22 protein-coding genes are annotated in these 23,327 nt (G+C 59.8%); 18 read left to right on the top strand and 4 right to left on the bottom strand.

The genetic code is table 11. The annotated features are described in order from the left end of the window. Positions 1–24: 24 nt before the first annotated feature. The 10 genes from M3P88_RS03545 (at position 25) to M3P88_RS03500 (ending at position 8,725) form a co-directional block, all read left to right on the top strand. Positions 25–486: an acyl-CoA thioesterase gene (locus tag M3P88_RS03545; protein ID WP_249614664.1), complete on the top strand. Its 462-nt coding sequence runs from the start codon at positions 25–27 to the stop codon at positions 484–486. Positions 487–1,083: 597 nt separating this feature from the next. Continuing rightward, on the top strand, positions 1,084–2,397 hold the full coding sequence (locus tag M3P88_RS03540; RefSeq protein ID WP_249614663.1) for an NAD(P)/FAD-dependent oxidoreductase: 1,314 nt from the start codon (positions 1,084–1,086) through the stop codon (positions 2,395–2,397). Next, positions 2,394–3,146 (top strand): DUF1365 domain-containing protein, encoded by a 753-nt coding sequence (locus M3P88_RS03535; RefSeq protein WP_249614662.1) that lies wholly within the window; start codon positions 2,394–2,396, stop codon positions 3,144–3,146. Before M3P88_RS03540 ends, M3P88_RS03535 begins: the two co-directional genes overlap by 4 nt. Positions 3,147–3,149: 3 nt before the next feature. Beyond that, positions 3,150–4,367 (top strand): SAM-dependent methyltransferase, encoded by a 1,218-nt coding sequence (locus M3P88_RS03530; protein ID WP_249614661.1) that lies wholly within the window; start codon positions 3,150–3,152, stop codon positions 4,365–4,367. Beyond that, positions 4,336–4,863 carry a chalcone isomerase family protein gene (locus tag M3P88_RS03525; RefSeq protein WP_249614660.1) on the top strand — a complete coding sequence of 176 codons (528 nt, stop codon included), beginning with the start codon at positions 4,336–4,338 and terminating at the stop codon, positions 4,861–4,863. The genes M3P88_RS03530 and M3P88_RS03525 overlap by 32 nt, the downstream gene beginning before the upstream one ends. Further along, positions 4,863–6,098 carry an MFS transporter gene (locus M3P88_RS03520; protein WP_249614659.1) on the top strand — a complete coding sequence of 412 codons (1,236 nt, stop codon included), beginning with the start codon at positions 4,863–4,865 and terminating at the stop codon, positions 6,096–6,098. The genes M3P88_RS03525 and M3P88_RS03520 overlap by 1 nt, the downstream gene beginning before the upstream one ends. Next, positions 6,095–6,628: a DUF3833 domain-containing protein gene (locus M3P88_RS03515; RefSeq protein WP_249614658.1), complete on the top strand. Its 534-nt coding sequence runs from the start codon at positions 6,095–6,097 to the stop codon at positions 6,626–6,628. Before M3P88_RS03520 ends, M3P88_RS03515 begins: the two co-directional genes overlap by 4 nt. Next, positions 6,625–7,392, top strand: a complete 768-nt coding sequence (locus M3P88_RS03510) for an SDR family NAD(P)-dependent oxidoreductase (RefSeq protein ID WP_249614657.1) — start codon at positions 6,625–6,627, stop codon at positions 7,390–7,392. The genes M3P88_RS03515 and M3P88_RS03510 overlap by 4 nt, the downstream gene beginning before the upstream one ends. Further along, complete coding sequence (locus tag M3P88_RS03505; RefSeq protein WP_249614656.1) at positions 7,389–7,802, top strand: nuclear transport factor 2 family protein; 414 nt, start codon at positions 7,389–7,391, stop codon at positions 7,800–7,802. The genes M3P88_RS03510 and M3P88_RS03505 overlap by 4 nt, the downstream gene beginning before the upstream one ends. A 29-nt stretch (positions 7,803–7,831) precedes the next feature. Then, the gene (locus M3P88_RS03500) at positions 7,832–8,725 is read left to right on the top strand and encodes a MerR family transcriptional regulator (RefSeq protein ID WP_249614655.1); all 894 of its coding nucleotides are present in this window, start codon (positions 7,832–7,834) and stop codon (positions 8,723–8,725) included. A gap of 39 nt (positions 8,726–8,764) precedes the next feature. Here the strand turns inward: M3P88_RS03500 and M3P88_RS03495 are convergent, their stop codons facing one another. Continuing rightward, positions 8,765–9,424 (bottom strand): cytochrome b/b6 domain-containing protein, encoded by a 660-nt coding sequence (locus tag M3P88_RS03495; protein WP_249614654.1) that lies wholly within the window; start codon positions 9,422–9,424, stop codon positions 8,765–8,767. Between the two features lie 168 nt (positions 9,425–9,592). Here M3P88_RS03495 and tyrS point away from each other — a divergent pair, with 168 nt between their 5' ends. The 3 genes from tyrS to ahpF all read left to right on the top strand — a co-directional run bounded on the left by tyrS (position 9,593) and on the right by ahpF (position 13,534). Continuing rightward, the gene (tyrS, locus tag M3P88_RS03490; protein WP_249614653.1) at positions 9,593–10,867 is read left to right on the top strand and encodes a tyrosine--tRNA ligase; all 1,275 of its coding nucleotides are present in this window, start codon (positions 9,593–9,595) and stop codon (positions 10,865–10,867) included. A 453-nt stretch (positions 10,868–11,320) separates the two neighbouring features. Beyond that, positions 11,321–11,884 carry an alkyl hydroperoxide reductase subunit C gene (gene ahpC, locus M3P88_RS03485; protein WP_124735338.1) on the top strand — a complete coding sequence of 188 codons (564 nt, stop codon included), beginning with the start codon at positions 11,321–11,323 and terminating at the stop codon, positions 11,882–11,884. A 96-nt stretch (positions 11,885–11,980) separates the two neighbouring features. Next, entirely contained in the window at positions 11,981–13,534 is a 1,554-nt protein-coding gene (ahpF, locus tag M3P88_RS03480) for an alkyl hydroperoxide reductase subunit F (protein WP_249614652.1), read from the top strand. Between the two features lie 69 nt (positions 13,535–13,603). Here the strand turns inward: ahpF and cysN are convergent, their stop codons facing one another. Both cysN and cysD read right to left on the bottom strand, forming a co-directional pair. Further along, a complete protein-coding gene (gene cysN / locus M3P88_RS03475) occupies positions 13,604–15,037 on the bottom strand; it encodes a sulfate adenylyltransferase subunit CysN (RefSeq protein ID WP_249614651.1) in 1,434 nt (477 codons plus the stop codon). 96 nt (positions 15,038–15,133) lie between these two features. Beyond that, positions 15,134–16,060: a sulfate adenylyltransferase subunit CysD gene (gene cysD, locus M3P88_RS03470; RefSeq protein WP_249614650.1), complete on the bottom strand. Its 927-nt coding sequence runs from the start codon at positions 16,058–16,060 to the stop codon at positions 15,134–15,136. Positions 16,061–16,266: 206 nt separating this feature from the next. On the opposite strand from cysD, the gene M3P88_RS03465 reads away from it, so the two are divergent. From M3P88_RS03465 to M3P88_RS03455, 3 genes are read left to right on the top strand one after another with little or no spacing between them, the layout of a single operon-like run. Further along, positions 16,267–17,370 (top strand): LD-carboxypeptidase, encoded by a 1,104-nt coding sequence (locus M3P88_RS03465; protein ID WP_249614649.1) that lies wholly within the window; start codon positions 16,267–16,269, stop codon positions 17,368–17,370. A gap of 24 nt (positions 17,371–17,394) precedes the next feature. Continuing rightward, positions 17,395–18,153, top strand: coding sequence for a nitroreductase family protein (locus M3P88_RS03460; RefSeq protein WP_249614648.1), 759 nt, complete (start codon positions 17,395–17,397; stop codon positions 18,151–18,153). Positions 18,154–18,201: 48 nt separating this feature from the next. Further along, entirely contained in the window at positions 18,202–19,134 is a 933-nt protein-coding gene (locus M3P88_RS03455; RefSeq protein WP_249614647.1) for an esterase/lipase family protein, read from the top strand. 145 nt (positions 19,135–19,279) lie between these two features. Here the strand turns inward: M3P88_RS03455 and M3P88_RS03450 are convergent, their stop codons facing one another. After that, a complete protein-coding gene (locus M3P88_RS03450) occupies positions 19,280–21,262 on the bottom strand; it encodes an SDR family oxidoreductase (RefSeq protein WP_249614646.1) in 1,983 nt (660 codons plus the stop codon). Positions 21,263–21,440: 178 nt separating this feature from the next. On the opposite strand from M3P88_RS03450, the gene M3P88_RS03445 reads away from it, so the two are divergent. Beyond that, positions 21,441–22,049 carry a phasin family protein gene (locus tag M3P88_RS03445; RefSeq protein ID WP_249614645.1) on the top strand — a complete coding sequence of 203 codons (609 nt, stop codon included), beginning with the start codon at positions 21,441–21,443 and terminating at the stop codon, positions 22,047–22,049. A gap of 67 nt (positions 22,050–22,116) precedes the next feature. Further along, positions 22,117–23,289 (top strand): patatin-like phospholipase family protein, encoded by a 1,173-nt coding sequence (locus M3P88_RS03440; protein WP_249614644.1) that lies wholly within the window; start codon positions 22,117–22,119, stop codon positions 23,287–23,289. The last annotated feature ends 38 nt before the right edge of the window (positions 23,290–23,327 follow it).

The raw sequence follows: 23,327 nt of genomic DNA, 5'->3' as shown, positions 1-23,327 counted from the left end.
AGCCAGCACCGAATGGAACACATCATGAAAGATGTCTTTACCTGGCGCTTTGCCGTTCCCGCGCAAGCCATCGACTTTAACGGCCACGCCAACAACGTCGAATACCTACGCTGGATGCAGGATGCCGCGCTCAAGCACTCTACCCACCGTGGCTGGGGCATCGCACGCTATCTCGAGTGCGACCACTCTTGGGTCGTGCGCAGCCAACACATTGAATACTTGCGCCCCGTATTCGCCGACCAGATGCTCGCGCTGCACACCTGGATCGTCGACTTCGAAGGGAATCACTCGCGCCGGCAATACCTGATTGAATGCACACACAGCGGGAAACCCGTCGCCCGCGGCGAGAGCCTGTTCGTTTGCGTCGACACCCTGCGCGGCCGCCCACGAAGCATCAGTCCCGACTTTATCGCCGACTTCGACACCGTCCCTAGCGAAGTAGCCGCCCTGAAAATCTTGCGCCAACGCCCGCCCGCTACAGTCTGAGCGGGTAACAACGATTTACGCCGATCTTTCCGGCTTGCGCCGTCGCCATCACCACGAAGGGGTATAGGTCGACAGCCTGACTGGATACGCGCTCTTCGAGCAGATTATGTGCGCCGGACACAGCGCCCAGCGCGCTGGCGCTGCTTGACTCACCCAAGCAAGCCGAACATGCGTTCGTGGCAACCATCACTATCGGAAAAACCCGATGCTGCGGCATACGCGTGGCAATAGCATGGCGCCCATGCATCCCGTACCACACCAGCTTAAACCCATCGCACAGACGAATGCAGCACCCCCTGCCATTCGCACCTGGCCATGCATAAGCATAATCCGCCTTTACAAACAAACCCGGCATCGCTGTGCTGACCAGCCTGGCTGACGCCCGGGTCAGGCCAGCGGCCACACCAATGCGCCTCCTGTAGCCCGTGGCACACCCGCCACAGCTCTCTTCCTGCCTGATGGTCTATACGTTTTCACAGTGCTTTACCTGCGCATGCAAGACAGGTGCTAGCTTTGTTTCTTTTTGTACTATACAAAAACTTGACTAATAAGGTCGACTACAGGATAAAGACAGCAAACCCATCGAGGTAAACCGCTATGAAGATTGCCATTGTCGGGTCTGGTATTGCCGGACTGTCCTGCGCCTGGCTACTGGAGCGTGCCGGGAATGCGGTGACGCTGTTTGAAGCAGCCAACTATGCAGGCGGCCACAGCAATACGGTCGACGTCACGCTGGACGGCCTCACCCACCCGGTCGACACCGGCTTTCTGGTGCACAACACCCACACCTACCCCAACCTGATTGCGCTGTTTGCCGAACTGGGCGTGCAAACCTGCCCCAGCGAAATGACCTTCTCGGTTACGCATGAAGCGGACGGTGTGGAATGGGCCGGCAGCAATCTCGCCACCTTGTTCGCCCAAAAGCGCAACCTGCTGCGCCCGCGCTTTTGGGGCATGCTGCGCGACATTCTGCGCCTGCACCGCCTGGCCCCCGCCTTGCAAGCACAAGCCAGGCAAGATGGTGCGACTCTGGGCGAGATACTCGACCGCCACCACTTTGGCGACGCCATGCGCCGCTGGTATCTGTTGCCTATGGGGGCGGCAATCTGGTCAACATCGACCCGCGGCATGCTGGATTTTTCTGCGGCCGCCTTCTTCGAGTTTTGCGCTAACCACAGCCTGCTGCAGGTCAATGACCGGCCCCAATGGCGCACGCTGGTGGGCGGCTCGCGCCAGTATGTGCAAAAAATTTGCGCCAGCCTCTCCGATTTGCGCCTGAACTGTCCGGTCATGCGCGTGCGCCGTGAGCACGATGGCGTATGGGTCGACAGCCGCTGCGGACGCGAGCACTTCGACCAGATCGTATTCGCCTGCCACACCGACCAGACACTGGCGCTGCTTGAATCCCCCAAGCACGCCGAACACGCGCTGCTATCCGCCATCCGCTACCCGAAAAACCGTACGCTGCTGCACACCGACCCCTCATTTTTACCGGACAGAAAAGCGCTATGGTCGGCGTGGAATTACCGCATGGCGCGTCATGGCCGCGACAGCGATGCGGTCACCGTCAGCTATCTGATCAACCAGTTGCAGCCGCTGCCCTTTAGCAGCCCGGTGATTGTGACGCTCAATCCGCACCGCGAGCCCAAAGGGGTACTGGCTGAGTTCGACTATGCCCACCCCTTGCTTGACCAGCACGCCAGCACAGCCCAAGCCCGGCTGGACAGCATTCAAGGTCAGGGCGGCGTCTGGTTTGCCGGCGCGTGGACCGGCAACGGCTTTCACGAAGACGGCCTGAAAGCAGGCATGCGCGTCGCGATCGCACTGGGCGCCAGCGTCCCGTGGCCACACCCGCTCAAACCCATCGCACAGGCAAGCGCGCCGCAAAACCTTGAGGCCACGCCCGCATGAAAGCGCAGGCACAGCTCTTTGTCGGCCATGTTTGGCATGGCCGGACAGCACCGGTCAAACACAGCTTTCGCTACCCGCATGCCTGGCTTGCGCTGCCTTTGCCCGAATGCGATGTCGAACGCCTGCCACTTGCGCCCGGCATTGTCTGGCAGCGCCAAAACCATGGCCCGCGTGACGGCAGCCCCTTGTTTCCGTGGCTATGCGCGCGCCTGGCCGAACACGATATCCATGGCGTCGCCCGCATCCGGCTGCATACCCTGCCATCCGTGCTGGGCTATGTATTCAATCCGGCCAGCTTTTATCTGGCCGAAGACACGCAAGGCCGGCTCTTGGCCGCATGGGTTGAAGTCAACAATACTTTTGGCGCACATCACGATTACTGCCTGCCGGCACCGGTCACTCCCAGCGCGAGCGCACTTTACGGGCGTGCCGCCAAAGCACTGCAGGTGTCGCCGTTTTACCGCATCGAGGGGCAGTATGACTTCCGCTTTTTGCAAACCGGCCAGCAGCGATTCTTTGTGCGTATCGATTACAGCCCGCAAGAAGCGACACCCACCTTCTCCGCCTTGCTAAGCGGCGAAGCGCGCCCTGCTTCGGCCACCAACTGGCTGCGTATCGCCCTGGCCTGTTCTTCGCTGACCTTTGCCGTCTGGCTGCGCATCCACTGGCAGGCTTTTCGCTTATGGCGCAAGGGCGTGCCTTTTATCGGTAAAGACGGGCATTGCCCACCCCAAACCCACGAGGAGTGAAGCATGAACACAGCAAGCGAGAGCCTGACTCGCCAGACACCCAGCCTGCCGCTTGCGGCCCGCCCCTTGTTGCTCGCGTTGCCGCGCATCAGCCACGGCACGCTGACCCTGATCGACCCGCAAGGGCAAAGCCAGCATTACCGCGGCACCGAGGGCACGCTGCACGCCACCTTGCAGGTACACGACTGGCAGGCACTGGCCCGTATTGCGCGCAGCGGCGATATTGGCCTGGCCGAAGCCTATCGTGACGGGCAGATCGACAGCCCGGACTGGGTCGCACTGATGCACTTGGCCACCGTCAATGAGCATGCGCTGGAACAGGCCATCCATGGCAGCTGGCTGGGGACGCTGGCCTACTGGCTGCGCCACCTGACGCGCGCCAATACCCGCGCCGGCAGCCGACGCAATATCCACGCCCACTACGACTTGGGCAATGCGTTTTACCGGCTCTGGCTGGATGGCAGCATGAGCTACTCGTCGGCCTTGTTCGCAGGGGACTACAGCCGCTCGCTGGAAGACGCACAAACCGCCAAATACGAGCGCATTCTGGCGCGGCTGAATCCGGCCCCCGGCGCGCGCATCCTCGAAATCGGCTGCGGCTGGGGCGGTTTTGCCGAGTATGCGATCCGCAGCCGCGGTGTCCACGTCACCGGCGTCACGCTGTCGACCGAGCAGCTGACCTATGCCCAAGCCAGGCTGGAAGCGGCAGGCATCGCGCAAATGGCCAGCCTGAGCCTGACCGATTATCGCGATGTGGGCGGCCAGTTCGACCATATCGTATCGATTGAAATGCTGGAGGCAGTGGGCGAGCGCTGGTGGCCCAGCTATTTCGCCACTTTGCGCGAACGCTTAAAGCCAGGCGCCAGCGCACTGGTGCAGGTCATTACCATAGGCGACGAATACTTTGCCCGTTATCGCAAAGGCACCGATTTTATCCAGCAATACATCTTCCCCGGCGGCATGCTGCCAAGCCCCGCTGCACTCAAGCGTGAAATTGGCCGCGCCGGGCTGAACCTTACCGACGACTACCGCTTCGGTGCCGACTACGCCGAAACGCTGCGCCGCTGGCATACGCAATTCGAGGAGCAGTTGCCGCGCATACATGCCCAGGGTTTTGACGAGGCATTTATCAGGCTGTGGCGTTTTTATCTGGCTTATTGCATTGCAGGATTTGATACGGGGCGAACCGATGTCTGCCAACTTGAAATTCATCGTTCTTAGTGCGCTGTGTTTGGCTATTCCCCTCGCACAAGCGCTACCTGCCAGCGTAACGCAGGCACTGCCTGAACTGGAGGCAAGGGGGAGCGGCAATATGCGCTGGTTCGGCCTGCGCCTGTATCAGGCTACGCTCTATACCCCGGGCGGGCGCGAGTTTGCCTGGCAAGCGCCGTTCGCACTGGAAATACGCTATGCGCGCGCCTTTAGTACCGACGAGCTGGCCGCCTCCAGTCGTGATGAAATGGCACGCCTGGGCACCCCAAAAGCGGAACTGCCACAGGTGTTTAGCACGCTGCGCCGCGTTTTCCCCAGCGTCGCACAAGGCGATGTGATCGTCGGCGCGCAGGACGCCAACGGCCATACCCGCTTCTGGCACAACGGCCGGGAAACAGGGCAAATTACCGACCCGGGCTTCGGGCGCCGCTTTTTCAGCATCTGGCTCAGCCCGGACACGCGCGAGCCGGCGCTACGCAGCGCGCTACTGGCCAAGGCACGCTGATGCTTGGCACGCGCGCGCTACTGAATGCAGGCCTGCCCGGGCTGCCGCTGGCGATGGCGGCGCTGCCGGTTTATGTGTTCACCCCCATGCTGTATGCCAGCGAATACGGCATGTCGCTGAGCCTGATCGGCGCCTTGCTGTTTGGTGCCCGGCTGATCGATACCGCGCAGGATCCGCTGCTGGGCGTGTGGCAGGACAAGCTCTCAAGCACGGCCTTGCGCCGCGTGACCCTGTTGATGACGGTGCTGGGGCTGGCCGGTTTTTTCTGGCTGCTACTCCCCGAGACCGGCCTCCCGCTGGCCTGGCAGATGGCGGCGTCCTTGCTGCTGGTTTACACCGCCCACGGCTGGATCAGCATCGCGCTTTTACGCTACGGCGCGGCCTTAAGCCGCCACAAACACGAGCGCGAGCGCATCGTGGCCTGGCGCGAAGGCTTGTCGGTGATCGGCGTCTTGCTGGCGGCCGCACTGCCGGCAACATTAAGCACCCGCTACGGCATCAAGACCGGGCTGGCCGCTTTCGCCGCCTTGCTGGTGCTGGCAAGCTTGCTTGCACTGTGGGCTTTTAACCGCGCCCCGCTTGCGCCTGCCGTGCCCGCCGCCCATCCCGACTGGCGCATTGTTCTGGCCGACAGGCGCTTTCTCGCCCTGTTGCTGGTGCTGCTGCTTAACGCCATGGCGATGGCGCTGCCCGCCACCTTGTTCAATTTTTATGTTGCCGATGTGCTGCACGCCCCCGAACTGGCGGGCGGATTTTTACTCAGCTACTTCTTGTGTGCGGCGGCCAGCCTGCCCTTATGGCTGCGCCTGGCCGTCCGCTTGGGCAAGGTGCGCGCCTGGTATGTCGGCATGGCGCTGGCGCTGGCCGGCTTTGTGCTGGTGCCTGGGTTAAACGAAGACAATCGTGCCGCCTTCTGGCTAGTCTGCATCGCGACCGGCAGCGCACTGGGCGCCGATCTGGCCTACTCCACCGCCATGGTGGCCGACATTATCGACGAGAAAGTCCATGGCAGCGGTGGCGCCTATTTCGGCGCCGTCAGCCTGGTCGGCAAGCTGGCGCTGGCGCTGGCAGCCGGCACCGCCTTGCCGCTGGCGGCATTAGCCGGCTACACCCCGGGCAATAGTGCCAACACCAGCGCCCTGATCCTGCTCTACGCCGGCCTGCCTTGTGCGGTCAAGCTGATCGCCTGGGCCTGGCTTGCACGCTTGCGAACCCAACTGGAGGGCATGCCATGATCCGCTCTTTTACCCTGCTGCTGTGCGCGCTGCTGCTTGGTGCTTGCAGCAGCCCGAAACTGGCCGACTACCAGGCCACTACGCCCGCACTCAAACTCGAACAGTTTTTTGCCGGGCCGCTACGCGGCTGGGGCATGGTGCAGGATAGAAACGGCAAGGTGCTGCGCCGTTTTGTCGTGGATATCGACGCCAGCTGGCAAGGCACACGCGGCCAGCTGGATGAGCGCTTTGTGTTTGATGATGGCGAGCGCCAGCGCCGCGTCTGGACACTCATGCGCCAAGCGGATGGCCGCTATCTGGGCCGTGCCGGCGATGTGGTGGGCGATGCCCGCGGCGCGGGTGCCGGCGCGGCGTTCCATCTGGCGTATACCCTGCGCATCCAGGTCGACGGGCGCGAGTGGGATGTGGCGATTGATGACTGGATGCTTCAGATCGACGACAAGCAGTTGCTTAATCGCTCGGTCATGCGCAAATTCGGCATCGAGGTCGGCACCATCACCCTGATGCTGCAAAAAGGAGCGGCACCATGAGTCTGAACCCGCGCATAAGCAACTGGCAGGGTAAACGCGTCTGGCTGATTGGCGCCGGCCACGGCATAGGCGCTGCGCTGGCGGCCAGACTGCAAAGTGCAGGCGCGACGCTGGCGCTGTCCGGGCGCAACCCGAAAGCACTGGCGGAAGTAGCCAAACAAAGCGACATCATGTTGCCATTCGATGCCACCGATGCGGATGCATGGCAAGCTGCTTGCGACACGCTGGCCAGCCAATGGGGCGATATCGACCTGGTGATTCTGCTGGCCGGCGACTATCAGGCGCTACGCGCTTGGGAGCTGACGCCGGACAGCGCGCGCCGCCTGACCGACATCAACCTGATGGCGCCGTTTTACGCCGTTGCCGCTTGCGTGCCGCAACTGCTGCGCCAGCAAAAAGGCGGCATCGCGCTGGTAGCCAGCGTCGCCGGCGCCGGCGGCATGCCCAATGCGCTGGTCTATGGTGCGACCAAGGCGGCGGTCAATCATCTGGCGCAAACCCTTTATCTGGATCTGGCCCCGCGCGGGATCGGGGTGTGGGTGATCAACCCGGGCTTTGTCAAAACCCGGCTCACCGCCGGCAACGCCTTTACCATGCCGGCGCTGATCAGCCCGGAACAGGCGGCAGACGAGATTCTGGCCGGCTTTGCTGCTGGCCATTTCGATATCCACTTCCCCAAACGCTTTACCCGCTGGGTCAAACTCGCCGCACATCTGCCTTACCGCGCCTGGTTTTACCTGATGCACAAGGTCACCGGATTATGAATGCGCTTTTTGCCGCCCATCTTGATTGGTTTAGCCGTTTAAGCCCTGAAAGCCTGACCGATATCGGCCGCGTTTACGCCGCCAATGCCCACTTTAGCGACCCGTTCCAGCGTATCGAAGGGCGGGACGCCATCGCCCAGCTTTATACGCGCATGTTCGAAAAACTGCAGGACCCGCGCTTCACGATGATCGAGACAGTGTGCGAAGGCAATCGTGCCTTTGTCACTTGGGATTTCAGCTTTTCGCTGTTTGGCCGCGCCCGCCTGATTCATGGCGGCAGCCTGCTGCAACTGGACGAGGCCGGACTGATTGCCGAGCATCGCGACTACTGGGATGCCGCCGCCGGCGTCTACGAAACCCTGCCGCTACTGGGCATGCTATTGCGCTGGCTCAAGCGGCGCATGGCATAATCCGCAGCCTTCAGATCAAGGACAGGTCCATGAGTATGCCAGGCTTGCCAATTGCAGCCGTCGAGCGCGAAACCGGCATTGCCCGCCAGCTACTGAGAATGTGGGAACGCCGCTACGGCTACCCGATGCCCCTGCGCGATGCGCAGGGCGACCGCCTTTATCCGCCCGAGCAGGTGACGCGCTTGTGCCAGATTCGCCGGCTGATAGATATGGGCTTGCGCCCGGGACGGCTGATGGCGCTGACGCCGGCACAACTGGAGGAGATGGCCGAACTGCATCTGCCCAAACGGGAAACCCCGCCCTTATGCGATGGCCTACTTGACCTTTTGCGCCATCAGGATGGCCAAGCCCTGCGCCAAGACTTGCAACAGCGGCTGCAAGCGATGGGACTGGCGCACTTTGTTTGTGTTTTCCTGCCGCAAGCCAATGCCCTGATAGGCGATGCCTGGTCACGCGGAGAAATCCGCATTTATCACGAGCACCTTTATACCGAAGCGCTGACCCGACTGCTGCGCGAAGCGCTGTCCGCCCTGCCCTCAGGCACAGGCCGGCCGCGCATCATGCTCACCAGCACCCCGGCCGAGCCGCACACGTTGGGGCTATTGATGGCCGAAGCCTTGCTGCGACTGGCCGGCTGCGAATGTCTGGCATTCGGCCCGTGCATGCCGTTTGCCGAGATGGGCGAGGCCATGATCCAGCACCGTATCGATGTGTTGGCCCTGTCGTTTTCCGTGGCCTACAACGGGCCGCTGGATGAAGAAATCGGCCAGTTAATGGCCAGCATCCCGCCCGCGAGCCAGTTATGGGTCGGCGGTGCCGGCACCCGACGCCTGAAGCTGCAAGTGCCCGGACTGCACATCATGCAAGGGCTGGAGCAGATTGAGCGACAAGTTGCGCAGTGGCGCAGCGCGCCCCCCGTCTAAACGGCCCCGGCCATCATTCAGCACGGCAGGCTCGCAGCGTCAAAAGCGCGTCAGCACGAAATACACAGCGCCGCAGGCCACCACCAGCGTCACCAGCGCGATGACCGTCGGGGCAAAATACAGCGTCGGCGCCTCGCCCTCTATGCTCTTGTAACCGGTAAGCATGGCCTTGACCAGATTCTGCTTTTTCAGCACGCGGTAAAGCACAATCGCCGTCAAATGCAGGCCGACCAGAGCCAGCAGCAGATTGAAGTTCAGGCGGTGCCAGCTATTCATCTGCTCGGCCAACTCGCTGCTGATGCTGCCAGCCAAGGGGCCGTCATACAGATAAGCGTTCACATCGGCCGAAAACAGGCCGGTGACCACTTGGGTGCCAAGCGCGAGCAGCACCACAAGCACCATCCAGCCGCCCATGGGATTATGCCCGGGCTGCTCGCTTTCCTTGAGTTCGCCTTTGAGGTAACGGCGTATCGCCTGCGGGCCCTTGATAAAATCGCTGAAGCGGGCCGTTTCACTCCCCAGTACGCCCCAGATCACGCGATACAGCAGCAAAGCGGCCAGCGCCACACCACCGCGCAGATGCCACTCCATCCAGTTGCCGGACTGGTTACCGCTAAACCACATGCCGGCAAACAGCAAGACCAGCACCCAGTGGAATACGCGGGTCGGTACATCCCAAACCTTCACTAATTGCCTCATATGAAACCCCCTGCTTTCTAATGCCGTTATTCTACGCCAGCCGCGCTGCGGTCAAACAGGCACTTTTCGGGTAAGATTGTTAATCTTTTTTAGTCATGGCTGGCATAGCCGGCGGCAGCGCACGGTTTTCAACCATCGCGCCACACCCAAGAATTGGAGAATCAGCAGATGCACCCGTCCACCCTGATCCAGGACATGCAGGCCCGGGGCCTGATCGCACAGGTTACCGATGCCACCGCTCTGGACGAAATACTGGGCCAAGAGCAGGTCACCCTGTATTGCGGTTTTGACCCGACAGCCGACAGCCTGCATCTTGGTCACTTGGTGCCGGTGCTGGTACTCAAGCGTTTCCAGATGGCCGGCCACAAGCCTATCGCCCTGGTTGGCGGCGCCACCGGCATGATCGGCGACCCGAGTTTCAAGGCCAATGAGCGCAAACTCAACACCCCGGACATTGTCGCCGACTGGGTCGGCAAGATCCGCAAGCAAGTCGAGCCGTTTTTGAGCTTCGAAGGCGAATCCGCCGCCATTATGGCCAACAACCATGACTGGTTTGGCAAGATGAATGTACTCGACTTCCTGCGCGATATCGGCAAGCACTTCTCGGTCAACGCCATGATCAAGAAGGAATCGGTACAGCAGCGCATCAACCGCGACGACGTCGGCATCTCGTTCACCGAGTTCACCTACAGCCTGTTGCAGGGCTATGATTTTGTCGAATTGAACCGCCAGCACGGCTGTCGATTGCAGATCGGCGGCTCCGACCAGTGGGGCAATATCACGGCCGGTATCGACCTGACCCGCCGCATGAACCAGCAGCAGGTATTCGGCCTGACCCTGCCGCTGGTGACCAAGAGCGACGGCACCAAATTCGGCAAGACCGAAGGCGGCGCAGTGTGGCTGGATCCGAAAAAGACTTCGCCCTATGCCTTCTACCAGTTCTGGCTGAACACCGCCGACGCCGACGTCTACAAATTCCTGCGCTTCTTTACCTTTATGTCCGCAGCAGAAATCGATGCGATCGAAGCAGCCGACAAGGCACGCGAAGGCAAGCCGGAAGGCCAGCGCATTCTGGCCGAACAGGTCACCGCACTGGTACACGGCCAGGCCGCCGTGACCGCAGCGCAGCGCATCAGCCAGTGTCTGTTCAGCGAGAATCTTGACAGCCTGACCGAAGACGACTTCGCCCAACTGGCACAGGACGGCATGCCCTCGGTCCAGATCGACCGCAGCCAGAACAATCTGATCGAAGCCTTGTTCGCCGGCGCGCTGGCCAAGAGCAAGAGCGAGGCGCGCACCTTTATCCAAAGCGGCGCGGTCAGCATCAACGGCGTCAAGGGCGCCAGCCTTGAACATGTGTTTAGCGATGCTGAACGCCTGTTCGGCCAGTACACCCTGCTTAAGCGCGGCAAGAAAAACTACTGTCTGGTGCGCTGGCACTAAGAGCGTGTTCACGCTCTCGCGAGCGAGGGTGAGACAAGGCGAAAACGGCTGAGAAAGCGGAATGTACAGGTGGTACATGAGCATTTCGAAGCTGTTTTTAACGCCGTATCGCCGATGCGCAGCAGATCGTGAACAGGTTCTAAGCGTTACAGCACAAAAGGCCGCGCCCCATGCGCGGCCTTTTTTATCACGTCCCCGCCTTTACTTCCCCGCCCAGCCTCGCCCCCGCTGTTAAATTGCCACATTAGGCAACGAATGCATGGAATTTGATACGCATCATCCAAATTTAATCATATTGCGATATCATCTGATCGCTTAAGCGCTGCAATCCAGCGTGCTGCGGCGATTGATAGCAAATTACAATCAATATTATATTGATATTTAATTTGTTAAATGTAGGCTCCAAGTTTAAGATTCGTCTGTCTTCACCGCCAACATAAAAGGAAAAACCACATGTCCATCATCAACACCGTTATCAAGCCATTTACCGCTCAGGCCTACCACGAAGGCAAGTTCGTAACTGTTTCCGATGCTGACCTGAAGGGCAAGTGGTCGGTTGTGTTCTTCTACCCGGCTGACTTCACCTTCGTTTGCCCAACCGAACTGGGCGATCTGGCTGATGTTTACCCTGAGTTCCAGAAGCTGGGCGTTGAGTGCTACTCGGTTTCCACCGACACCCACTTCACCCACAAGGCTTGGCACGACGCATCCGACACCATCAAGAAAATCAACTACCCGATGATCGGTGATCCAACCGGCACCATCACCCGCAACTTCGATGTAATGATCGAAGAAGAAGGTCTGGCACTGCGCGGCACCTTCGTGATTAACCCGGAAGGCGAAATCAAGGTTGCCGAAATTCACGACCTGGGCATCGGCCGTGACGCTAAGGAACTGCTGCGCAAAGTGCAGGCTGCCCAGTACGTTGCAGCGCACCCGGGTGAAGTTTGCCCAGCCAAGTGGACACCAGGCGAAGCCACGCTGGCTCCATCGCTGGATCTGGTCGGCAAGATCTAATTAGCGGCCCACAAACCGCCCCGCCCGGGGCGGTTTGGATTTCAGCGGAAAGCCCCATTCCGCCTTTCCAGTGAAATTCATTTAAGGAATACCGACATGCTCGACGCCAATATTCAGACCCAACTCAAAGCCTACCTCGAAAAACTGCAGCGTCCGATCGAACTCGTTGCCAGTCTGGATGACAGCGCAGCCGCACAGGAAATGCACACCCTGCTGCAGGATATTGCCGCGCTTTCGGACAAGGTTAGCCTGCGCGACAACGGCGAGGCGGCACTGCGCCCATCGTTCAGCGTTGGCGCGATCGCTGACAGCGCCCGCATCAGCTTTGCCGGCATTCCCATGGGGCACGAGTTCACCTCGCTGGTGCTGGCCTTGCTGCAAAGCGGCGGTCATCCACCCAAAGTGGATGCAGCCATTATCGAGCAGATCCGCGCTCTGCCTGCCGGTGCCCATTTCGAGACTTTTGTTTCCCTGTCCTGCCACAACTGCCCGGATGTGGTGCAGGCGCTGAACCTGATGGCCGTACTCAACCCCGGCATCAGCCATACCATGATCGATGGCGCACTATTTCAGGATGAAGTAGCCCGCCGCAAGATTATGGCGGTGCCAACGGTGTTTATGAACGGGGCCGAATTCGGCGCCGGACGCATGACGCTGGAAGAGATCATTGCCAAGCTGGACACCGGTGCGGCCGCACGCGAAGCAGACAAAATCAAAAACAAAGACGTGTTTGATGTGCTGGTCATCGGCGGTGGCCCGGCCAGCGCTTCGGCCGCCATCTACGCCGCCCGTAAAGGCATACGCACTGGCATCGTAGCCGAGCGTTTCGGCGGTCAGGTACTGGACACCATGGCCATCGAGAACTTCATCTCGGTCAAGGAAACCGATGGCCCGAAACTGGCCATGGCACTGGAGCAGCACGCCAAGGAATACGAAATCGACATCATGAACCTGCAAAAAGCCAATGCACTGGTGCCGGGTGAACTGATTGAGATCCAGCTGGAAAACGGCGCCTCGCTCAAGAGCAAGACGGTGATTCTGGCCACCGGCGCGCGCTGGCGCGAGATGAACGTGCCGGGCGAGAAAGAGTACCGCAGCAAGGGCGTAGCTTACTGCCCGCATTGCGATGGCCCCCTGTTCAAGGGCAAGCGTGTCGCCGTCATTGGCGGCGGTAACTCCGGCGTGGAAGCCGCCATCGATCTGGCCGGCATCGTTGCCCATGTCACCCTGCTCGAGTTTGATGGCCAGTTGCGCGCCGATGCTGTGCTGCAGAAAAAGCTGTTCAGCCTGCCTAACGTGACCGTGATCACCAAGGCGCTGACCACCGAAGTGACCGGCGATGGCCAGAAGGTGAACGGTCTGTCCTACAAGGACCGTGACAGCAACGAAATCAGGCATGTGGAGCTGGAAGGCATCTTCGTACAGATCGGCCTGCTGCCCAACACCGACTGGCTCAAAGGCACAGTGGAATTGTCGGCCCGCGGCGAAATCGAGATTGATGCCCGTGGCCAGACTTCGGTACCCGGCGTGTTTGCCGCGGGTGACTGCACCACGGTGCCATACAAGCAGATCATTATCGCAATGGGTGCCGGCGCAACCGCGTCGCTGGGCGCTTTCGATCATCTGATCCGCACCTCGGCACCGGCCTGATTGATTCCGTCGGCAAAACAAAGCCCCCGTCGCCAACACGGGGGCTTTTTTATCTATGCCCAAACCGCGTCAAGGCTTGAGTGCCGAAATATCCCTGGCATCCCAGTGCGGGAAATAGCGCCGCACCAGACTATTGAGCTCCACTTCGAAAGCACGATAGTTTTCCAGCTCGTCAAAGCGGGCTGCTTTGGCCTCTGCCAGCACGCCCTCGACCATGCCGCCGCCTGCGGTGGCATTACTCAGGCGGTCAATCACGATAAAGCTGCCGGTTGCACGGCAATCGGCGTAGGCATCGACCACGACCGGTGCATTCAGGCTGACCTGCACGCGCGCAATTTCATTGAGTTGCAAGCTGTCGGCGGCCACCATTTCCAGCGTATTCACATCCTGGCGTGCCAGAATGCGGCTGACGCGCCCGGCGACCGTCTTGCCGGAAAACTTGAACAGATACTCGCGCCCGCAGTGCAAGGGAGACTCATCCATCCATACCAGTTGCGCTTCCAGCTCGCCTCCCAGCGCCGGTGATGGCGCATCGGCATGCACAATCATATCGCCGCGCGACACATCGACTTCATCTTCCAGTGTCAGCGTGATGGCCTCGCCGGCCTGCGCCGAGGCCAACTCGCCGGCGTAGGTCACGATGGCCTTGACGCGGCTGGTTTTGCCCGAGGGCAAAATACGTACTGCATCGCCCGGTGCCACGCTACCGGCGGCAATCGTGCCGCAGAATCCGCGAAAATCCAGATTGGGCCGGTTGACGTACTGCACCGGCAGGCGCAGCGACCCAAGACCGGTGTCGTGCGCCACTTCCACGCTTTCCAGCAACTTCATCAGCGTCGCCCCCTGATACCACGGCGTACGCGTGCTGGCTTCGACCACATTGTCGCCACGCAATGCCGAAATCGGCACGAAGCGGATATCGGGAATGGCGAGGCGCTCGGCAAAATCCAGATACTCGTCACGGATACGCTGGTACACCGTCTCGTCGAAATCCAGAAGATCCATCTTGTTGATGGCGACGATCACATGCTTGATGCCCAACAGACTGACGATAAAGCTGTGACGCCGGGTCTGCGTCTGTACGCCATAACGCGCATCGATCAGGATGACGGCGAGATTGCAAGTCGAAGCGCCGGTGGCCATATTGCGCGTGTACTGCTCATGCCCCGGGCAGTCGGCAATAATGAATTTGCGCTTGTCGGTGCTGAAATAGCGGTAAGCCACATCGATGGTAATGCCCTGCTCGCGCTCGGCCGCCAGCCCGTCAACCAGCAGCGCCAGATCGATGGCGTCATCGGTGGTATTGAATTTTTTCGAATCGCGCGCAATGGCCGCCAACTGGTCTTCAAAAATCAGTTTGGAGTCGTGCAGCAAACGCCCGATCAGGGTGGACTTGCCGTCGTCGACATTGCCACAGGTAATAAAGCGCAGCATATCCTTGTTTTCATGGGCAGCCAGATAAGCATGGATATCGCTGTTAATCAGTTCGGACTGGTGGCTCATACTGTGTTCCTTAGAGGGCTTAGGGCGTCGTGAACGGAGGCGCAGCAAGGACATGCCCAGCTTGATGCCCGACTCCGACTCGCTACGGCCTGAATGTCAGAAATACCCTTCGATCTTTTTCTTTTCCATGGAGGCGCTTTGGTCGTGATCGATCACGCGCCCCTGACGCTCGGAGGTACGGGTCAGCAGCATTTCCTGAATCACATCGGTCAGGCTGTCGGCCTCGGACTCGACCGCACCGGTCAGCGGATAGCAGCCCAGCGTACGGAAGCGCACCTTTTTCTTGTGAATGCGCGCCTTTTCCTCATCCGTCAGATAAGTCAGGATGCGCGCGTCGTCTATCATAATCAGCGTACCGTCGCGCTCGACCACCTCGCGCTCGGCGGCAAAATACAGCGGCACGATGTCGATGTTTTCCAGATAGATGTATTGCCAGATATCCAGCTCGGTCCAGTTGGAAAGCGGGAACACGCGTATGCTCTCGCCTTTGTTGACGCGGCTGTTATAGATATTCCACAGTTCGGGACGCTGGTTTTTCGGATCCCAGCGGTGCTTGCTGTCGCGAAAGGAATACACCCGCTCCTTGGCGCGCGATTTTTCCTCGTCGCGGCGCGCCCCGCCAAAAGCGGCATCAAAACCATACTGGTCCAGCGCCTGCTTCAGGCCTTCGGTTTTCATCACGTCGGTATGCTTGGCCGAGCCAACGGTGAACGGGTTGACGTTGTTGCGTATGCCTTCCTGATTGATATGCACGATCAGATCCAGACCGAATTTCTTCGCCACCTGATCGCGAAACGCCACCATCTCGCCAAACTTCCAGGTGGTGTCCACATGCAGCAAGGGGAAAGGCAGCTTGCCCGGATGAAAAGCCTTAAGCGCCAGATGCAGCATCACGGCCGAATCCTTGCCGATCGAATACAGCATGACCGGATGGTCAAACTCTGCCGCGACTTCGCGCAGGATATGAATGGACTCGGCCTCGAGTTGCCGCAGATGGGTTAAGCGTGCGCTATGGATCTTCATCGTATTCTGCCCTTACAGCCGGTTGCGGGTCACATCACCCTGTCATGACAAGTAATCTACCCAAGCCTTGGCCGTGCTGCAAAATCAACTGGATATATCGTTATGCTGTATTTTTTTGAAAGCTTAGTGCATTACGGAATAACAGCATTGCGGCAATTCGCATCTAGACTGTTATCATCCTGTCTGCAAGCAACACGCCCATCATCATGCCCAAGCTACCCGATCCGACCCGACGCACCCTGATGCAGGCACTGGCCGTTTTCGGCACACTGGGGCTCTTGCCAGGATGCAGCACCCGAGTGAAACCGACGACAGCCCCCCTCCCTACACCCGCGCCGATTCCGTCCTTGTCCATCACGCCACTGATTCGCGTCGTTGCGCCCTCCGGCTTGCTGCCGCAAAGCATACGCGCCGAGTACGGCGTACAGCGCCTGAGTCAGGCCGGCTACCGGCTGGACAACCTCGCCTGCCTAAGCCGCCGCTTCCAGCGCTTCGCCGGCACCGATGCCGAGCGTCTGGCCGACTTCAACGGCATCAGCCATGCCGCGCCGCCCAAGATCGTGCTGTCGGCACGCGGCGGCTATGGCGCCATGCGCTTGCTGCCGTTTATCGACTGGGCCCGTTTGTGCCCGCTATTCAAGGAAGCCGGCACACTGGTCATGGGCTACAGCGACTTTACTGCCATCCAGCTGGCGCTACTGGCACAAGGCGGCGTCACCAGTTTCGCCGGCCCCATGCTGTACAGCGACTTTGGCGCGCCGGTGCCCAGCATAGACACCATGAATGCCTTTACCCGCGCCAGCACCAGTCGCCCGCTCAGCATCCGGGTCGATGCGGCCCCCATGCATGCGCTAAAGACCGACGGCCTGTTCTGGGGCGGCAATCTGAGCGTGCTCTCGCATCTGGTCGGCACACCCTATTTTCCGGCTATAGAGGGTGGCATCCTGTTTCTGGAGGATGTAGGTGAACAGCCTTACCGTGTCGAGCGCATGCTGCAGCAACTGAATCTGGCCGGCGTACTCAAACGCCAGCGCGCCATCGTACTGGGGGATTTTTCGCTGGAAAACACCAAGGATTACTACGACCCAAGCTATACGCTGGAAACCGTGGCCCAACATATACGCAAGGTCACCGGCGTGCCGGTATTCACCGGCTTCCCGTTTGGCCATATCCGCAACAAGGCCACTTTCCCTCTGGGCGCAATGGCCACGCTTGCAACCGACACCTGGGGCTATAGCGTCACCTTCCCCGACTACCCGACCACCAGCGCAAGCGGTCTGGATTTTGCCGCACTGACCACCGTACTCTGAACACTAAAACAACAAGGACACGCCATGCCCAATCCTGTGATTCAACAAATGCTGGAGCGCCGCTCCATCCGCAACTTCTCCGGTGCACCGGTGAGCGACAAGGATCTGCAAATCATTCTCAGCGCGGCGCAGCAGGCGCCGACTTCGGTCAATGGCGAACAGATTTCGCTGATTGTTACCCGCGACAAAGACACCATACGCAAGATTGCCCAGATCGCCGGCGGCCAGCCGCAGGTTGCCGCGGCCGATGTCTTTATCACCATCCTGATCGACTTCAACCGCACTGCCAACGCCGTGGCCATGGCCGGCGAAAAACAGGTGATAGACCAGTGTGCAGAAGGGCTAATCGTAGGCGCTGTCGACGCCGGCATCATGCTGCAGGCACTGCAAATGGCAGCAGGCTCGCTGGGCTACGGCACCACCGCCATCGGCGGCATCCGCAACAATCCGCAGGCACTGATCGAACTATTCGGCCTGCCTGCGCGTACTTTCCCGCTGGTCGGTACCACCTTGGGCGTACCCGACCCGGACAAGCTGCCGCGCATCAAGCCGCGCGTACCATTGGAATCTTTCGCCCTGAACGAGCGCTACGACAGCGACAAGGTGAACGCCGGCATACGCGACTACGATGCCGCCTTACGCCACTGGTGGGACGCACAAGGCCAGTTCGATATGCCCTCCTATATCCAGGCCACCACCAACTACTACAAAGTTGACTACTTCCCGACCGTGGGCGATGCGCTGCAGCGCCAGGGCTTTGGCCTGATCGATATCAAGAACTAAAACGCAAGACCGATTGACGCCACATACAAAAGACGGGATGCTCAAATCATGAACATCCCGTCTTCCCTTTTGCTTTTGCTGCTGGCCGAACTGGCTCTGGATAGCGCGCTGATTCACCATCTGGCCGACACCAGCCTGATGCACACCCTGCTGCTGGCGCTCTTGGCCATGCTGATGCTGCGCATGCTGACCATGGCTTTTATCTGGGTTTTCTCCCGCCGGTACGCCTCTGCGGCCGCACCGCTTGGCCTGATGCGCTGGCTAGGCATGCTGCTGCATGAATATCTGGCCTATGTCTTTACCTTCAGCCTGCTGCTGCCGTTCGAGAAACTATGGATGCGCCCCGACCGTCTGCGCGCCAGCCACAGCGTGGTTTTGCTGGTACACGGTTATGGTTGCAGCCGGGGGGTGTGGTGGAAGATACGCCGTGAACTGGAAGCCGCCGGCCATGTCGTCGCCACGCTTAGCCTGACACCACCACTGGCCGGCATAGACACACTGGAAATACAACTGGATCAGCGCATACGCGAAGTCTGCGCTGCCACCGGTGCCCAAAGTGTGCATTTGATCGGGCACAGCATGGGCGGACTGGTCAGCCGCGCCTACCTCAAGCGTCATGGAGCCGGCCCTGTCACCCAACTGATCACGCTGGCCAGCCCACACCGCGGTAGCAAACTCGCCTGTCTGGGCATGGGCGAAAACGCGCGCCAGATGCAGCCGGACTCGGCATGGCTCAATGCACTGGGCGAAACGCTGCCTGCCATTGCCGTGACCTCGGTACGCACCAGCCACGACGACTTTGTTACGCCACAAGACAAACAGCGCCTGAACGGCGCTGTTGATATCGAGATGGCGGCGACCGGCCACCTCGCCCTGCTGTACACCGGGCAAACCTCGGCACTGCTGTGCCAGTTGCTGGCCGGCAACACCTGCCCGGCCAGCACGGATAAAGGCACCGAACAGCGGCGCCGTCTGGCTTAGAACCTGTTCACGATCTGCTGCGCATCGGCGATACGGCGTTAAAAACAGCTTCGAAATGCTCATGTACCACCTGTACATTCCGCTTTCTCAGCCGTTTTCGCCTTGTCTCGCCCTCGCCCTCGCTCGCGAGAGCGTGAACACGCTCTTAGAAGTAAATCCCGCGCATCATCTCGGACAAGGCCGTCTGATTGCCGGTAGGACGTGCCGCCTTGCTGCCGTCTTTCGACTTGGGCGCATCGGCAAAGGTGCGGAAGCTCGTGTTCATGATCACCTGCGCCACGCGTGGCGCCACGGCATGCAGCACCTGCCCCAGTGTGCCCAGACGGGTCGCCAGACGCACCTGCTTATTGATAATGGTGTCGCAGATCATGTCGGCGGCCTCTTCCGGCGTCAGCGTCGGCACCTGATCGTATAGCTTGGTCGGTGCAATCATCGGCGTTTTGACCAGGGGCATATTGATACAGGTGAAGTGCACGCCCTTGTCGGCAAACTCCGATGCCGCCGTACGCGCCCAGGCATCCAGCGCCGACTTGGATGCAACATAGGCAGCAAAACGCGGTGCATTGGTCAGCACGCCAATGGACGAGATGTTGATGATATGGCCGCGCTTTTGTTCGATCATCCCGGGCAACACGCCCATGCTGACCTTGAGTGCGCCAAAGTAGTTAAGCTGCATGGTGCGCTCAAAATCATGGAAGCGGTCGAAGGAATCCTCGATCGCGCGCCGGATCGAGCGCCCGGCATTATTGACCAGAATATCCACCGTGCCATGATCCGCCAGAATCTGGGCGGTCAGCGCCTCGGCTTCGGCCATATCGGCAATGTCGCCCTGATAAACATGCAGGGTGAATCCGGCCTCGGCAAACTCGCGGCATGTTTCTTCTATCTTTTGCGGGTCGCGCGCAATGGTCAGCACAATGGCACCGGCTTCCAGCAGCTTGAGTGCGGTTGCCTTGCCTATGCCCGAAGTCGCCCCGGTCACCAGCACCACGCGCCCTTCGACCTGGCCTTTGAGCGAGCGGTCGACAAACAGCGCCGGATCCAGATGGCGTTCCCAGTAATCCCACAAACGCCAGGCATAGGTATCCAGCGGCGGCACGCTGATATCGGTGCCTTTAAGCGCACGGCGGGTCTCGCGGCAATCAAAGCGCGTCGGGTAATTAATGAAGCCGAACACATCTTCCGGCAAGCCCAAGTCCTGCATCAGCGCATCGCGCACGCGGCGTACCGGCCCCAGCGCCATCACCATTTTCACCAGATGGCGCGGAATAAAGCCAAATAATGCGGCATTGATCCTGAGCGCCATTTCCGGCGCATGCGCGGCACGGGCAAAGGTATTGAGCAGATCGCCCACGCGCATAGGCGACGGATCGGTCAGGTGGAAACACTGGCCGTTTTCACCCTCAAGGTGGGCGATATGGTCGACGGCATTGACGACAAAATCGACCGGCACCACATTGATGCGCCCCCCCTCCACCCCTATGGTCGGCATCCACGGCGGCAGCAGGCGGCGCAGCTTCTGGATCAGCTTGAAGAAGTAATAAGGCCCGTCTATCTTGTCCATCTCGCCGGTTAGCGAATCGCCCACCACCATGCCCGGGCGGTAGATGCGCCACGGCAATGTGCACTCGCGCCGCACAATGCCTTCCGAGTCATGCTTGGTGCGGAAATACGGATGATCGAGATGCTCGGCCTCATCGAACATGTCTTCACGGAACAGCCCTTCAAACAGGCCGGCCGCAGCAATCGAGCTAAACAAATGGAAATGGCCGGCCGCGATGGCTTCGGCAAAGCGCACGGTCTGGCGCGTGCCTTCTACATTGGTGCGCTGCTGGGTTTCGGCATCAGCACCGAGATCATAAACGGCAGCCAGATGGAAAAAGTGATCGACTTTATGTTGCAAACGCACAGCATCTTCGGTACTCACGCCCAGAAGCGGCTGGGTCAGGTCACCGGCAATGGCAATCGCCCTGCTTTCGTCCACTCCCCAATACGTTCTGAGTTCCTCGACACGCGCCGGATCACCCTCGCGCATCAGGAAATGTACCACGCTGCCCTCGCGCTGCAGCAGCTTGCGCACCAGACGTTTGCCGATAAAACCGCTGGCACCGGTAATAAAATACTGCATATTGTTTTGACTCCTCGTGTCGTATCTAGCCACTTACACTGCCACCTCTGTATGCGGATGCAATATGCCATAGTTTTTATCGCTTGTGCTGATTAGGCTGATCCCTCTAATTTTCCGCCTTACACTGTAAGTACAGACAAAGAACTCCCCCAACAAACAATGCACCTAGGAGGTCATCATGGCCAAGAAACTCAAAGCGCTCGCAAGCTCGGTAACCGAAAACCAACTGGCTTCGACCATTCGCGAATCTGCCCAGCAGATCTGGCTGGCCGGTCTGGGTGCTTATGCCAAGACCCAGGAAGAAGGCGGCAAGGTCTTTGACGCGCTGGTAAAAGAAGGTGAAGTACTGCAAGCCAAAACCCGTCAGGTCGCTGACGAGAAAATCGCCGAAGTGGCCGACAAGACCGTCGGCACCTGGGGTCGCCTGGAGCAGGTATTCGAAGACCGCGTTGCTCGCGCCGTGTCCAGCCTGGGCATGCCGACCCGCAAGGATGTAGAAAAGCTGAGCAAGCGTGTTGCCGAGCTGACTGAAGTCGTACAGCAACTGACCGAAGCCCAGCAAGCAGAAGAAGCGCCTCGCGCCAAGCCGGTCGCAGCCAAAGCCGTACGCGCCAGCAAGCCTGCCGCCACCGCTGTTGCTGTTGCTGCGCCTGCAGAAAAAAAACCGGTTCGCGCTAAAAAGCCGGCCGCTGAAGTTGCTCCTGCCGCCGAGGTAGTGGCTGAAGCAGCAGCACCAGCCAAGGCAGAAGACAGCAGCACCGACAAGACGGAAGCCGCAAGCGCTTAAAGCGCGACGGCACCACAGTGCACAAGCCCGGCCTTCGTGCCGGGCTTTTTAACGGAAGGGGGAACAGATGAGCAAAATCGGTATTGCCTTGGCAGGCGGCGGACCATTGGGCGGCATCTACGAGGTGGGTGCCTGCGCCGCACTGGCCGAAGCCATAGACGGCCTGGACTTTGGCCATGTCGATTTTTATGTCGGTGTAAGCTCGGGCGCACTCATCGCCTCCATACTCGCCAACAACATTCCGCCTGCGCGTCTGGCCCGCATCCTGATCAATGATGACGCCGCCGTGATGTTTGACCCCGGCACACTGCTGCACCCGGCCCTGAGCGAGTACCTGAGCCGCGTTGGCATGTTGCCTGGCCTGCTGGCCTCTTCATTGCAGCACTATCTGGCTGCGCCTTGCCGCCATGGCCTGTTCGAGTCATTACAACAACTCAATCAAGCCATCCCGACCGGACTGTTTGACGGTCAGGGCATAGACCGCATTCTGGCCGAACTGTTCAGCAAGGACGGCTTTAGCAATGACTTCCACGCCCTGCATCACCGCCTGTCCATCATCGCGACCGACCTTGACTCCGGTCAGGCCGTTGCCTTTGGCTCGCCCGGTTTTGACGACATCACGGTATCCAAGGCGGTACAAGCCAGCACCGCCCTGCCCGGCCTGTTTCCGCCGGTCAAAATCAGGGATCGCTATTATGTGGACGGCGCCCTGATCAAGACGCTGCATGCGTCGGTGGCGCTGGAACAAGGCGCCGATCTGGTGCTCTGCGTCAATCCGCTGGTGCCTTACCGCGCCCCCAAAGAACAGACCAACACCCACAAGCTATACGAGCGTGGCCTGCCTGGCGTCTTGTCCCAGACCTTTCGCGCCATCATCCATTCACGCCTGCATACCGGCATGAGCCGCTACAAACACGAATACCCGCACGCAGACGTGCTGCTGTTCGAGCCGGCCCGTGACAACGAGGCCATTTTCTTCGCCAATGTATTTAGCTATCGCGACCGCCGCAGCTTGTGCGAGCACGCCTACCAGCACACCCGCACCGACCTGTACCGGCGGCACCAGACGCTGTCTCCGCTACTGGAAAAACACGGTCTCAAGCTGAATATGGCGGTCATCACCGATAAAAACCGCAGTTTGCTGTTGCCGAAAAAAAAGGGGCTAAGCGGCACCTTGCAAAATCTGGAGCGCACACTGGATAAACTTAAATATAAGCTGGGCGACAAAATACCCACATAGGGTATGCTTGTAGCGTCAATCGGCTCCCGGAAAAAGCA

The sequence above is a fragment of the Craterilacuibacter sp. RT1T genome (genome assembly GCF_023502145.1).
GTDB lineage: Bacteria > Pseudomonadota > Gammaproteobacteria > Burkholderiales > Chromobacteriaceae > Craterilacuibacter.
This window is presented reverse-complemented; position numbering and strand designations above follow the sequence as displayed.